This is a genomic window from Fibrisoma limi BUZ 3 (assembly GCF_000296815.2).
In the GTDB taxonomy this organism is placed as follows: Bacteria; Bacteroidota; Bacteroidia; order Cytophagales; family Spirosomataceae; genus Fibrisoma; species Fibrisoma limi.
Genome location: NZ_CAIT01000010.1, coordinates 224,529 through 237,575 on the forward strand (window position 1 = coordinate 224,529; position 13,047 = coordinate 237,575).

The window sequence follows — 13,047 nt, forward strand, 5'->3', positions numbered from 1 at the left end:
ACACTTAGATTGTTTGGCAAACCTACCGATTGACAGATAGATGAAACGAATGCTTGCGCTGGTTACTGCCTTAGTGCTGGGCATGTTTGGCCACATAGCGAATGCACAGATAAGCCCTGATTACGACCGGTCGGTCGATTTTTCAACATATCGGACCTATACCTTTGCTAAACCCGAGGTGAATGTTGGCAACAATCCGGTTTTTAAGAACCCATTGTTGATGCAAAGAATCGAAGGGAATTTGGTTCGTGAGTTTAACGAACGAGGGTTATCACAGCAAAAAAGCCACCCTGATTTGTTGGTGAAAATCCATACATATACGGAAGAAAAGACCCGCAACGTATACAATGGGTCGGCTTACGGGCCGTTATACCGATACGGTTGGGGTTTTGCACCCTACCGTTTCTATTGGCCGTTCCTGGGCGGTTACTACGGCGGCTGGAATCAGCCAACTTATCGCCAGGAAAACGTTACGCAGGGTACACTGCTGGTTGATATGATTGACGCCCGCACGAACCAGCTTCTGTGGCGTGGTACGGCTCAGGGCGTAGTTGATAACCCAAAGCGCCTTGAACGGCAGATTGCCCGGGGCGTGCGTAAGATTATGAAGGATTACCCGGTAAAAGAGTCTTAATTCACGTTGATTAGTAAAGACCCAGTCGATAAGTAACGGCTGGGTTTTTTGTGCTGTTTTTGTGAAGGTTATAAAACTGTTAAAGCTATCGGGTACGCTACGAAGTACGACGAAAATAATTATTTTTGTTGTTGCGCTAAGATTTTGTGCCTAGTCATTACTACTGATTGCCAATCCATTAATTAATCCTGTGAAGCATATGCGCAAACAACTTCTTTTCGGCTGTCTTACCGCCTTGGTAGTGCTGGGTTTGTCAGGTTGCCAAAAGAAGGCGACCCCTGCTGAATACAATGCCAAAGCCGCCGATCCGGAACGTTATAATATGGCGCTGGAAAAGCTGACTCAGGTAGTTATTCATGACATTTTTTCGCCCCCGGTAGCCAGTAGAATCTACGGTTACGCTAATCTGGCCGGTTACGAAGCCCTGGTGCCATTCGATCCAAACTATGCATCGTTGGGTGGCAAGATGAAGCATTTCCAAACGGGTCCCCAGCCCGAAGCCGGTAAAGAGTATTGTTTTCCGCTGGCCAGTGCCCGCGCTTTTCTGACGGTGGCCCGGGCACTTACGTTTGAAACCGAGTTTTACGATGACTTCGAAAAAACCTTCTACGAGAAGTATAAGGCAGACGGTGTCCCCGACGATGTCTACGAACGGTCAATGACTTATGGTGAGTCCGTTGCCAAACACGTACTAGATTTCGCAGCCAAGGACTCTTATAAACAAACTCGTGGTTTCAAGTTCACGGTTACGAACGAAGAAGGTACCTGGGTCCCGACGCCCCCTGCTTATATGGACGCTGCTGAGCCGCAGTGGAATAAGATCCGTTGCTGGGTCATGGATACGTGCAGCCAGTTTATGCCGCCCCGTCCATTTCCTTACTCGCTGGCTAAGGGCAGTTTGTACGAAAAAGAGGTTATGGAGGTCTACCAGATCGGTAAAAACCTGACCGAAGAGCAGAAGAAGATTGCTTATTTCTGGGACGATAACGCCTTTGTCATTAACGTAGCAGGGCACGTAACCTACGCATCTAAGAAAATGACGCCTGGCGGGCACTGGCTGGCTATCGCTGAGACAGTTGCCCGACAAAAGAAATTGAACCTGATGCAAACTGTCGAAGTGTACACGCTTACGTCGTTTGCCCTGGCCGATGGATTCATTGCGTGCTGGGACGAAAAATACCGCACCCGTACTATTCGGCCGGAAACTGTGATCAACAAAAGCATTGACCCCAAATGGGCACCGTATCTGCAAACCCCGCCTTTCCCTGAGTATCCGAGCGGCCATAGCACTATTTCGGCGGCTGCAGCAACAGTATTGACAGGGCTACTAGGTGATAACATTGCCTTTACAGATTCAACGGAACATAAGTACGGTCATGGCGTCCGGTCGTTTAAATCATTCAAAGCTGCTGCGCTTGAAGCCTCAGTTAGTCGCTTATACGGCGGTATTCATTACTGGTCGGCGCTGGATAACGGAGCAAAAATGGGGGAACAGATCGGGCAATGGGTACTGCAAAAAGCACGTACTCGCAAATCATCCATAGCCAGCCGATAGGTTTAACTCGCTTTTAATACAAAAGGCCTTCAAGGTTTTAAAACTTTGAAGGCCTTTTGTATTAAAAGCGAGTTATGCATAGTCGTTTTACGCCAATTTTAGTGAGTGTGTTCCTATTGCTGGGAACTAGTAGTGTGGCCCAGATTACCTACTTTAACGTACCCTCAGCCGATATTACCGAGAAAGGGAAGGTGGTAGCCCAGTTGCAGGTAAATTTCGAAGATTTTTATCGCACAGCCGCTACGTTTGACTACGGTCTGGGTAGGAAATGGGAGATCGGCGCAAACGTTTACCACCTTGAGTATGAACCAGGAGGTCGTCGTTTTGTCCGAAATGATTCAACCTTCGAACAACCATACAGTCCACTTTTCTTAATCAATGCTCAGAAAGGATTAGATATAAGCGAAACGCTGGAAGTGACAATTGGTATCCAGACCGGATTCAACCCGGCGCCCGAAAACCACTCTTCGTGGGCTGGTTATGCCTACACGAACCTGGCTGGCAAGACTAAAGATGAGCATTACGAGTGGTCATTGGGTGCCTACACAGGAAATAGTCATTACCTCGGAGAAGGGCCAAAAGTCGGGCTTCAAACGGGTTTTGATGCTGGGATTTTCTACCAGAAAGTACATCTGTTGGGAGAATGGGTATCTGGCACACATGCCATGGGTCAGTTAGTACTGGGTGCCGAGGTATACCTGGCCAAACGTCTTCCATTATCAATTGGCTGGCAACGCGCCAATAAGGACGGTGCGCAAGCTCTGATTGTTCAGATTACGCTGTTGTCTGAATAATCAACGACAGCACAACAGATACAATACGCTTAAGCTACCGAATCTCACGCTTAAGTATGATAAAGACGCCACGTGAGGCTCCTTCATACATATTCGTATCGGTAGTGGTTGCTACTTCCCAGCCCTCACGGCCCAGTTCATTTAACTTTTCTGTCAAATCATTAAAATCGACCTTTCCTCCCCAAAATCCCTTCGTCGGGATGTCTAACACCATGTATTCAAATTTGCGCATAACAAGTGATTTAGTTATTGATTACTTGGGGCTAATCTTACAAATTTGTGTACTTATCTGATATGAAATTTTATGAAAGCAAGATTTTACGGGTTTAACTGGTCATTCAGCCTGATAAGCGTGCTGTTAGGTTCAATGTCGGTTAGTTACGGTCAAACATCTGGTCCGGACTGGCAGATCGTTGGGCAAAACATCAATCCAGCCAATTACTACGGAATCACTGTGGCAAACGGCATTATTGGATTAGTATCATCGCCGGAGCCTATGAAAGTCAAAGATGTCGTGCTCAATGGGGCGTTTGATACGTACGGCCGGGGGCGGGTTTCCAATATCCTGAAAGTGTTCAACTTCGCGAATATGAATCTTGATGTTGACGGGATGCGATTAGGGCCTAAGGACATTGCCAATTACCGCCAGACTCTGGATATGAAGCAGGCCGCCCTGACAACCACGTTCGACTATAAGGATAAAATAACTGTTCGCCAAACGATGATGGCGCTCCGGCACCTGCCTTTCTCTGCGCTGTCAATGGTTGAGATCACGGCTAAGAAAGACTGCGAAATCATACCGATGTCAGTCATTGAGTCGCCTGAAAACCTGAAGGAAGTAAAAAACTTCTACTCCGAAATTGATCGTCCTCACGTAACGATCCGGTTGTTAACATCCGTAGCCAAAAGCCCGTCGGGGCGGCATACGGTTGCTGCATCGAACAGTTTCATCTTCGAAGAACCACACGGCGAGGAACCCGACGTAATTCACGAAGACTGGGATTATAACATGCACCTGGCTAAATTCAAAAAACGCCTGAAAGCCGGTCAAACCTATCGGTTCAGCGTGGTCGGCTCGGTATCATCGACTGCCCATACGGCCGACCCCCACAATGAAGCCGAACGCCTGACCGTTTTCGCAGCGCTCGAACGGACGCAGCGGCTGCTCCAGCGCCACCAGGCCGAATGGGCCAGACTCTGGCAAAGTGATATCGTTATTGATGGTGATCCGGATGCACAACGGGCTGTACGTTCAGCTCTTTATAACCTCTACTCGTTTGCTCGGGAAAGCACAGCGTATAGCTTGTCGCCTATGGGACTGTCAGGGTTGGGTTATAACGGTCACGTTTTCTGGGACACGGAGCTCTGGATGTACCCGCCCCTGTTGGTATTAAAACCTGAAATGGCCAGATCGTTACTGGAGTATCGCTTCGAACGCATGGAGATGGCGAAGCAAAACGCCTTTAGTCACGGCTACGATGGCGTAATGTTTCCGTGGGAATCAGACGCAGACGGCCAGGAAGCAACGCCGGTTTGGGCCCTAACGGGGCCGTTTCAGCATCATATTACTGGTTGCGTCGGCTGGGCATTCTGGAAATACTACCAGGTGACGAAAGATAAAGAGTGGCTTCGGACACGCGGATATCCCATGTTGAAGGAAGTTGCTGATTTCTGGGTCAGTCGGGTAGAAAAGGGACAGGATGGCAAACTACACATCAATAATGTGATCGGAGCCAACGAATGGCAGGAAAACATCGACGACAATGCTTTCACAAACGGAATGGCCAAAACCGTACTTGGCTTTGCCGCTCAGGCTGCTCAGGAACTAGGTATCACCCCCGCTCCTGAATGGGCGAACGTAGCGGCTAATATCCCAATTTTAAAATTTCCGGATGGTACAACAAAAGAGAATCGGACGTACGATGGAGTTACGATCAAGCAGGCTGATGTTAACTTATTGGCGTATCCATTAACGATTGTTAGCGACGAAGCGTCTATCCGGAAGGATTTAACGTACTATGGACCTCGTTATTCACCGGAAGGGCCAGCTATGGGATGGTCAGTGTTATCGACCTTACACGCCCGGCTTAATGAGCCGGATAAAGCTTATGAGTGGTTTGTAAAAAGCTATAAGCCAAATGAAGTACCGCCATTTGGAGTGCTCGCCGAAACAGCGGGCGGCACAAACCCTTACTTTGCTACAGGGGCGGGGGGGATGCTACAGGCCGTGCTGAATGGCTTTGGCGGATTGACTATTACTGATAACGGGATAACGCAATTGAAAACGCAGTTACCTAAAAAGTGGCGGTCACTTACAATTAAAGGAATCGGTCCCCAAAAGCTCACAGTTCAGGTGCAATAAAAAAAGAGGCATCCATTTTCATGCGCATGTACATACATGAAAATGGATGCCAGAAAAAGCGTTGACATAACTGTTTATATTACCACTGGGCAATCGGCAAATTAGCTGACTGCAGATCCAACTGTACGTCTTTTGATTGAATTGCCATTTTGTTCAGAGCGATGTAGATTGCTTTTACGGCGTTTTCGATGCGCTTCCAGCCTTCTTCACTCCGTAAATCGATGCCGATCATAGTACGGTCATTCTGGGCCAAAATAGTCAGGTAAGACATAGCGCCCAGCACTACCGCAGAAATAGCCTGCGTATCAGCTCCTCTTACAAACGACAACTGTTCGACCAGCCGGGTCATTTCTTCGTCCTGTGCCCGAGCCGTTGTAGCGGCTGTCGGATCATTCTCGATAATGCTTGCTTTTAAAATCTCGCGGGCAGCCTTGAACGTCCGGAAATAGCGGTAGGTCTGGATAACCTGGCGGTACCAGATCCGGGCAACGTCCGACTCATGAAGGGGGCGAATCTGATCGAGTACGGCAGGATTAAGCACCGGGAAGAGCTTACCCATTTTAACGTAATACTCCAGCAAGCCCTCCATACCACCAAAGTAGCGGTAGATGAGCACTTTACTGACATTAGCTTTTTCAGCTACCCGGTTTACGCCTACGCCCTCTAAACCTCGCTCCGCAATCACTTCTTCCAGTGCTTCAACGATGCGTTGAGTTGTCTTTGCCCGGTTTCTTCTTACTTTTTCTGCTTTTTCCATGTGATGAACAGTACTGCGATTCAATACCTTGTTATCTGTCAGACTGTAGTTGTCGCGATTAGTCACATTAAAGTCGCGTTATACACAAAATAGAATCGCTGTACTACAACCTCAGGCAAAGGAGACTGACAAATTTCAATTACTGAATAAACGTTTTTTTATAAAATGATTGTACAAGCAAAAACTATAATCTACTCTACGGCAGAAAGCTATACAAGTCACCTGAATAATACTTTTAGCAAAGAAAGCGTTTTTATCTTAATTGGCAAACAAATTTGTACAAAAATGTGGTGGTTTTTTACCATTGGTTACGTTGGCTTACACGAAGTAACACAAAAAAGCCGCTTGGTAAATACCAAGCGGCTTTTTTGTGTTGCCCGAGAAGGATTCGAACCTCCACAAACAGAACCAAAATCTGCTGTCCTACCCTTAGACGATCGGGCAATTCGCATTTGCGAGTGCAAAGATAAGGAGGTTAAGCAGTCAAAAGCAAGCAAGACTATGAAAAAAAATAAACCTCAATGTTCGTGAAACGCTTCTGCGCTGATACTCAGACAGAGGGCCGAAATTAAACAGCAGCTACGTCAACATCAGAAACAATTTTCTTGACCAGTCCCTGAAGTACTTTGCCGGGTCCACACTCGATGAACTCGGTTGCTCCATCAGCGACCATCGTTTCGACAGACTGGGTCCATCGAACAGGTGATGTCAGTTGAGCAATCAGGTTCGCTTTCATCGTTTTGGGATCGGTAGTCGGCTGAGCGTTTACGTTTTGGTAAATCGGGCAGCGGGGTTCCTTGAAGGTCGTGGATTCAACAGCCTCTGCAAACTCCTGGCGGGCCGGTTCCATGAAAGGCGAATGAAAGGCACCGCTAACCTGCAATGGCACAATACGACGGGCACCTGCTTTCTGCAGCGCTTCTGTGGCTAGTCGAATTCCTTCCAGGCTACCCGAAATAACTACCTGGCCCGGACTATTATAGTTAGCAGGGATAACAATTTCGTCGTTGATCTCACTGCAAACCTGCTCAATTACGTTGTCAGCCAGACCCAGTACGGCAGCCATTGTTGATGGGGCCAGTTCGCAGGCCCGCTGCATGGCCTGGGCACGGATGGATGCGAGCCGCAACCCATCTTCAAACGAGAGGGCACCGGCCGCCGTCAACGCCGAAAGTTCGCCCAACGAATGACCAGCTACCATATCAGGAGCAAACGATTCGGTGGTGAGGGCTAAGGTAACACCATGTAGAAAAACAGCGGGTTGTGTGTAAATAGTTTGCTTGAGTTCCTCGTCTGTACCCTCAAACATAATCCGGGTCAGTTCATATCCCAAAATGTTGTTGGCCTGATCAAATAATGCTCTGGCTGCGCTGGATTGTTGATAAAGTTCATGGCCCATGCCCCGGAATTGGGAGCCCTGACCGGGAAAAACGTATGCTTTCATAACAAATTAAACCTGCTCAAACAGGGGTTTTGGTGGTACAAAAACAGTTGAGTAAACCAGGTAAGTGTTTCTGCAAAGTAATAAGACTGGTTGTTTGAAACCAAAACCCACGACATAGCCATCCGAATCGCACCAGGTCGATCTTGCTCAATCGGTGAAAAACAGGCTATAACGCGATAGCTCCGACGGGTTACATTTTGTTGAAGAAGACAAACAAAAACTTAGCACACTCTGTTAGCAAGTCGATGGATTTGTCTAATTTTTACAGGCTATAAATTAGACACTTTGTGGCCTGAAAAAGTCCTGCAAAGTTGTTTCCATCGGGTTTGTGCTTTAGTTTTGGTGCGCCGTTTGAAACGGCTTTTTTTCAACCGTTTACCACTAAAATTTCGTGTCGTTCACCATATGGCTTGGGTAACACAAACACTATCCAGCTCGCTCGGTCGCAAGGTAATCATGTCGCTGACGGGACTGTTTTTATCTTCCTTTCTGATTGTTCACGTAGCTGGTAACTTACAATTGTTCAAAAGTGACGGTGGACGGGCGTTTAATGAGTACACGTACTTCATGACGCACAATCCGCTCATTATCACAATCTCCTACCTGCTTTACACGTCTATCCTGGTTCACGCATTGATGTCCATCGTACTGACGCGCCATAATCAGGCATCGCGCCCGGTTAAGTATGCCTACGGTCGCCCGGAAGCAAACAGCACGTGGTCATCGCGGAACATGGGTATTCTGGGGACTGTTTTGTTCCTGTTTATTGTTATTCATATGCGTACGTTTTGGTACGAAATGCACTTTGGCTCCGTACCGATGGCTGAGTATGACGGAAAGCAGTACAAAGACTTGTATGCCGTAGTACTGGAAGCGTTTTCGCAATGGTGGTATGTGCTGCTGTATGTAATATGCATGGTGGCTTTGGGCTATCACCTGGTACATGGATTCCAGAGCGGCTTTCAGTCGCTGGGTATCCGGCACAAGAAATACACGCCGATTATCGAATTCCTTGGCACGTTTGTGTTTGCGATTCTGATTCCGGCGTTGTTTGCGGCTATGCCAATCTATGTGTTTTTGCAAGTTCACGGGATTATATAATGGTTGAGTGATGAAGTTCCTGCGGCAAATACCCCGTAACATGTAGTAGTCAGGTATTTCATCACATCATTCACCAATTCAATCATTAAGAAAATGGAACTGGATTCAAAGATTCCTGAAGGACCGTTGGCCGAGAAATGGGCTCGGCATAAGTTCGGTTTGAAGCTGGTTAACCCAGCCAACAAACGTAAATATGATATCATTGTCGTTGGAACGGGACTGGCGGGGGCATCAGCGGCTGCGTCGCTGGCTGAGCTGGGCTATAACGTAAAGGCGTTCACGTTCCATGACAGTGCGCGTCGGGCGCACTCCATTGCTGCACAGGGTGGAATTAATGCGGCTAAGAACTATCAGAACGACGGTGACAGTGTATTCCGCTTGTTCTACGACACCATCAAAGGGGGCGACTACCGGGCTCGTGAAGGAAACGTGTATCGGCTGGCTGAGGTGAGTGTTAATATCATTGACCAGTGCGTAGCGCAGGGCGTTCCGTTTGCCCGCGAATACGGCGGTCTGCTGGCCAACCGGTCGTTCGGGGGGGCGCAGGTATCCCGGACGTTCTATGCACGTGGTCAGACCGGTCAGCAATTGCTGCTGGGAGCTTATCATGCGCTGAGCCGTCAGGTTGCTAATGGTAAAGTGAAGCTGATTACCCGGACCGAGATGCTGGATGTAATCGTTGTGGATGGTAAGGCTCGGGGTATCATTACGCGTAACCTGCTGACCGGCGCTATTGAGTCGCATTCAGCTCATGCCGTCCTGCTTTGCACCGGTGGCTACGGTAACGTTTTCTACCTGTCGACCAACGCTATGAACTCCAACGTAACGGCGGCATGGCGGGCGCATAAGAAAGGCGCTTATTTTGGTAACCCCTGCTACACGCAAATCCACCCGACCTGTATTCCGGTGAAGGGTGATTACCAATCGAAACTGACCTTGATGTCGGAGTCGCTACGTAACGACGGACGAGTATGGGTGCCGAAAAGCCAGCAGGATGCTGAGAAGATTCGTAAGGGGCAGATAAAGGCAAACGACATCCCCGAAGACGCTCGTGACTATTTTCTGGAGCGCCGATACCCATCGTTTGGGAACCTGGTTCCGCGCGATGTAGCCTCGCGTAATGCGAAGTACGTTTGCGACGAAGGACGTGGGGTAGCTCCAACGGGTCTGGCTGTATATCTGGATTTTGCGGATGCTATCAGGCGGGATGGACGAAAAACGATCGAAGCCAAGTACGGTAACCTGTTCGAGATGTACGAGAAAATCGTTGGCGATAATCCGTATGAAACGCCAATGATGATTTACCCGGCCGTTCACTATACAATGGGTGGACTTTGGGTGGATTACAACCTGATGACAACTATCCCCGGTTTGTACGCGTTGGGCGAGGCTAACTTCTCTGACCACGGTGCCAACCGCCTGGGTGCATCAGCTCTGATGCAGGGCCTGGCCGATGGATATTTCGTTATTCCATATACAATTGGAGATTACCTGGCAACAATCGGACCCGGCGATAAAATAGCCGTTGATCACCCGGCTTTCAAAGAAGGTGAACAGCGGATACACGACATGAACAATCGTCTGCTCTCGATCAAGGGAAGCAAGACGGTCGACGAGTACCACAAGGCTCTGGGCCACATCATGTGGGATTACTGCGGCATGTCACGGAATGCAGAAGGCCTGAAGAAAGCCAAGAAGATGATTCAGGAACTGCGGGCTGAGTTCTGGCAGAATGTACGGGTACTGGGCACCAACGAAGAGATGAACCAGTCGCTCGAACACGCCGGTCGGGTAGCCGATTTCCTTGAGCTGGGCGAACTGATGGTCGATGATGCTCTGCACCGGGAAGAGTCCTGCGGTGGTCACTTCCGCGAGGAATACCAAACCGAAGAAGGAGAAGCAAAGCGTGATGACGCCAACTTCACCTACGTAGCGGCCTGGGAATACACGGGCGATAATAAACCCGAAGTTTTACACAAAGAAGAGCTGGAGTTTGAGAATGTGAAACTGACCCAGCGGAGCTATAAATAGGTTATGGGTTCACGGTTTTCGGGTTGGGGGTAAGCCCTGTCAAACTGAAAACCGCGAACCGAAAGCCCATCGAAACTATGAAGATTACACTGAAAGTCTGGAGACAGAAAAACAGCAATACACCGGGAAAGCTGGTTGAGTATCAACTGGACAACATATCCCCGGATATGTCTTTTCTGGAGATGTTCGACGTACTGAACGGGGAACTAACCAAAAAAGGCGAAGAAATCATTGCGTTTGACCACGACTGTCGCGAAGGTATCTGTGGTTCGTGCAGTATGTACATCAACGGTCGGGCGCACGGTCCGCAAACCGGATCAACGACCTGCCAGTTGCATATGCGTTCGTTCAGCGATGGGGATACCATTGTTGTTGAACCCTGGCGCGCACGGGCATTTCCGGTTATTAAAGACCTGATGGTTGACCGTACAGCCTTTGACCGTATTGCGCAGGCGGGTGGCTATATCTCGGTGAATACGGGTTCAGCGCCGGACGCTAACGAAATTCCTGTACCGCGCGAAGTAGCCGATACGGCCATGGATGCGGCTCAGTGCATTGCGTGTGGTGCCTGTGTAGCGGCCTGTAAGAACGCATCGGCCATGCTGTACGTAGCGGCCAAGGTGTCGCACTTTGCTGTACTGCCGCAAGGTCAGGCTGAGCGCACAATGCGGGCTGAGCGTATGGTGGCTCAAATGGATACTGAAGGCTTTGGAGCCTGTTCGTTCACAGGAGCCTGCTCGGTTGAGTGCCCGAAATCAATTTCACTTGATCACATTGCCCGCTTGAACCGTGAGTATCTCGGTGCCAAGCTGACGTCGAATAACGTGCAGGGATAATACACTCTCAACACGGTTTAAAGTCCGGTACTTCTTGTTTTGCAATAGAGGTGCCGGGCTTTTTGTTGTCTTAAACTGAAAGAAGAACGCATATGACGTCAGTTTTCAAAGCCGTAGATCAGCAGACAAAGCAGGAGGTTACGCCAATCAACTTACAAACAGCTTACAAACCAGAAATAGGGCATGTCATTGACACAACAAATGGGCCTTATGAAGTAAAAGGAATCGCTGAGATCGGGGTGCAGCGATTATCGGCCACTGAAGTTGACGAGCCAGTTACGAGGGTGGCTCTAAGTCTGCAAAAAGTTGACAAGGCCCTTTGATGCTTTAGTTACGTACTTGTAGTTCTTAGAGATTAAAGCCGGATGCATGGCCCTAACCGGCATGAAGTTTTTACAAGCGTAGTTTGATAGTGGTTATTTCAAATCCGGTTGGCAACTTCCCAATACGGCTAACGTAAGCATAATGAAGAGTAGATAAGCGCGTCTCATCATTCATATATTTTCCAACACCCTTTTCAGGGAACATTTGGTTGTAAGTAAACGTCGTCGTATTTGAGCGCTACGTCTCTATGGCTCACCGGCCAAGCCGCCTGAAATTGTACCTTTGCGCTCGAATCGTGCCGACGAAATGCTTACGTTCCCAAACTGTAAAATCAATATTGGCCTGCGGATCACCGAAAAACGGTCTGACGGCTTTCATAACCTACAATCCTGTTTTTACCCGATCGGCTGGAGCGACGTATTGGAGCTGATTCCGGCCAGCGAGTTCAGTTTTGTCAGCAGCGGGCTGGACATCCCCGGCGACCCTGCCAGAAACTTGTGCGTACGGGCGTATGAATTCCTTCGGGCCGACTTCGATCTGCCGCCCGTTCACATGCACCTGCATAAAATTGTACCGATTGGAGCGGGCCTTGGTGGCGGTTCATCCGATGCTGCTTTTGCCCTAAAACTTCTCAACGAGCGCTTCTCTTTAGGATTGACCGTAGGGCAGTTGCAGGATTACGCCCGTCGACTGGGTAGCGACTGTGCCTTTTTTGTCGAAAATAAACCTGCTTACTGTATTGAAAAAGGCGACGTCTTTCGGGAGATCAGTCTCGATCTGAGCGGCTACTTCATTCTACTGATATATCCTAATCTGGCTATTTCAACGGCCGAAGCCTATGCGGGCGTTCGGCCGCGACATCCTGAAGTCAGTCTGCTGGAGCAACTTCAGACGCCCATCGAAACCTGGCGCGATTGGATACATAATGATTTTGAAGACAGCCTGTTTCCGGTTTATCCGGTGTTAGGAGAGATTAAACAGAAGCTTTACGAGTTGGGAGCGCTATACGCCAGTATGAGCGGTTCTGGATCAACAGTATATGGAATTTTTCAGGCCCCGGTCACCGTCTCAAACCATTTGGGGCGTTATAACGTTTGGCAGGGAAAGCTTTGATTGTATTGATGGTATTCGGCTTACATAGTTTGGTCGTCGGTACTGCCCAGAGCCTTGACCAAAAAAAGCTTACTACTGTACTTGACACCGTAGGCA

General features: G+C 48.7%; 12 protein-coding genes and 1 tRNA gene. 9 read left to right on the forward strand and 4 right to left on the reverse strand.

The window, feature by feature from the left end; genetic code table 11:
• Positions 1-40: 40 nt before the first annotated feature.
• From BN8_RS28965 to BN8_RS28975, 3 genes are all read left to right on the forward strand, one after another.
• Positions 41-634, forward strand: coding sequence for a DUF4136 domain-containing protein (locus BN8_RS28965; protein ID WP_009285511.1), 594 nt, complete (start codon positions 41-43; stop codon positions 632-634).
• A gap of 199 nt (positions 635-833) precedes the next feature.
• On the forward strand, positions 834-2,189 hold the full coding sequence (locus BN8_RS28970) for a vanadium-dependent haloperoxidase (RefSeq protein ID WP_009285512.1): 1,356 nt from the start codon (positions 834-836) through the stop codon (positions 2,187-2,189).
• A 134-nt stretch (positions 2,190-2,323) separates the two neighbouring features.
• Positions 2,324-2,983: a hypothetical protein gene (locus tag BN8_RS28975; protein ID WP_229368443.1), complete on the forward strand. Its 660-nt coding sequence runs from the start codon at positions 2,324-2,326 to the stop codon at positions 2,981-2,983.
• Between the two features lie 34 nt (positions 2,984-3,017).
• Here BN8_RS28975 and BN8_RS28980 read toward each other — a convergent pair whose 3' ends face one another.
• Positions 3,018-3,215, reverse strand: coding sequence for a DUF4177 domain-containing protein (locus tag BN8_RS28980; protein ID WP_009285514.1), 198 nt, complete (start codon positions 3,213-3,215; stop codon positions 3,018-3,020).
• A gap of 135 nt (positions 3,216-3,350) precedes the next feature.
• Here BN8_RS28980 and BN8_RS28985 point away from each other — a divergent pair, with 135 nt between their 5' ends.
• Positions 3,351-5,345 (forward strand): kojibiose hydrolase, encoded by a 1,995-nt coding sequence (locus BN8_RS28985; RefSeq protein WP_192579111.1) that lies wholly within the window; start codon positions 3,351-3,353, stop codon positions 5,343-5,345.
• A gap of 79 nt (positions 5,346-5,424) precedes the next feature.
• Here BN8_RS28985 and BN8_RS28990 read toward each other — a convergent pair whose 3' ends face one another.
• The 3 genes from BN8_RS28990 to fabD form a co-directional block, all read right to left on the reverse strand.
• A complete protein-coding gene (locus BN8_RS28990; protein ID WP_009285516.1) occupies positions 5,425-6,102 on the reverse strand; it encodes a TetR/AcrR family transcriptional regulator in 678 nt (225 codons plus the stop codon).
• Between the two features lie 373 nt (positions 6,103-6,475).
• Positions 6,476-6,546 (reverse strand) — tRNA-Gln (locus BN8_RS28995).
• A 124-nt stretch (positions 6,547-6,670) separates the two neighbouring features.
• A complete protein-coding gene (fabD, locus tag BN8_RS29000; RefSeq protein WP_009285517.1) occupies positions 6,671-7,546 on the reverse strand; it encodes an ACP S-malonyltransferase in 876 nt (291 codons plus the stop codon).
• A 405-nt stretch (positions 7,547-7,951) separates the two neighbouring features.
• Here fabD and BN8_RS29005 point away from each other — a divergent pair, with 405 nt between their 5' ends.
• The 5 genes from BN8_RS29005 (at position 7,952) to ispE (ending at position 12,951) form a co-directional block, all read left to right on the forward strand.
• On the forward strand, positions 7,952-8,647 hold the full coding sequence (locus tag BN8_RS29005) for a succinate dehydrogenase cytochrome b subunit (protein WP_009285518.1): 696 nt from the start codon (positions 7,952-7,954) through the stop codon (positions 8,645-8,647).
• Positions 8,648-8,740: 93 nt separating this feature from the next.
• Positions 8,741-10,678, forward strand: a complete 1,938-nt coding sequence (locus BN8_RS29010) for a fumarate reductase/succinate dehydrogenase flavoprotein subunit (protein ID WP_009285519.1) — start codon at positions 8,741-8,743, stop codon at positions 10,676-10,678.
• 77 nt (positions 10,679-10,755) lie between these two features.
• Complete coding sequence (locus tag BN8_RS29015; protein ID WP_009285520.1) at positions 10,756-11,514, forward strand: succinate dehydrogenase/fumarate reductase iron-sulfur subunit; 759 nt, start codon at positions 10,756-10,758, stop codon at positions 11,512-11,514.
• Positions 11,515-11,606: 92 nt separating this feature from the next.
• Positions 11,607-11,837: a hypothetical protein gene (locus tag BN8_RS29020; RefSeq protein ID WP_009285521.1), complete on the forward strand. Its 231-nt coding sequence runs from the start codon at positions 11,607-11,609 to the stop codon at positions 11,835-11,837.
• Between the two features lie 307 nt (positions 11,838-12,144).
• Positions 12,145-12,951: a 4-(cytidine 5'-diphospho)-2-C-methyl-D-erythritol kinase gene (gene ispE / locus BN8_RS29025; protein WP_009285522.1), complete on the forward strand. Its 807-nt coding sequence runs from the start codon at positions 12,145-12,147 to the stop codon at positions 12,949-12,951.
• Positions 12,952-13,047: the final 96 nt, after the last annotated feature.

What these genes read in the sequence shown, in the direction of transcription:
- BN8_RS29005 (WP_009285518.1), top strand. Translation starts at nt 7,952, where the DNA reads ATGGCTTGGGTAACACAAACACTATCCAGCTCGCTCGGTCGCAAGGTA.
- BN8_RS28980 (WP_009285514.1), bottom strand. Translation starts at nt 3,215, where the DNA reads ATGCGCAAATTTGAATACATGGTGTTAGACATCCCGACGAAGGGATTT.
- BN8_RS28970 (WP_009285512.1), top strand. Translation starts at nt 834, where the DNA reads ATGCGCAAACAACTTCTTTTCGGCTGTCTTACCGCCTTGGTAGTGCTG.
- BN8_RS28965 (WP_009285511.1), top strand. Translation starts at nt 41, where the DNA reads ATGAAACGAATGCTTGCGCTGGTTACTGCCTTAGTGCTGGGCATGTTT.
- fabD (WP_009285517.1), bottom strand. Translation starts at nt 7,546, where the DNA reads ATGAAAGCATACGTTTTTCCCGGTCAGGGCTCCCAATTCCGGGGCATG.
- BN8_RS29015 (WP_009285520.1), top strand. Translation starts at nt 10,756, where the DNA reads ATGAAGATTACACTGAAAGTCTGGAGACAGAAAAACAGCAATACACCG.
- BN8_RS29010 (WP_009285519.1), top strand. Translation starts at nt 8,741, where the DNA reads ATGGAACTGGATTCAAAGATTCCTGAAGGACCGTTGGCCGAGAAATGG.
- ispE (WP_009285522.1), top strand. Translation starts at nt 12,145, where the DNA reads ATGCTTACGTTCCCAAACTGTAAAATCAATATTGGCCTGCGGATCACC.
- BN8_RS29020 (WP_009285521.1), top strand. Translation starts at nt 11,607, where the DNA reads ATGACGTCAGTTTTCAAAGCCGTAGATCAGCAGACAAAGCAGGAGGTT.
- BN8_RS28990 (WP_009285516.1), bottom strand. Translation starts at nt 6,102, where the DNA reads ATGGAAAAAGCAGAAAAAGTAAGAAGAAACCGGGCAAAGACAACTCAA.
- BN8_RS28985 (WP_192579111.1), top strand. Translation starts at nt 3,351, where the DNA reads ATGTCGGTTAGTTACGGTCAAACATCTGGTCCGGACTGGCAGATCGTT.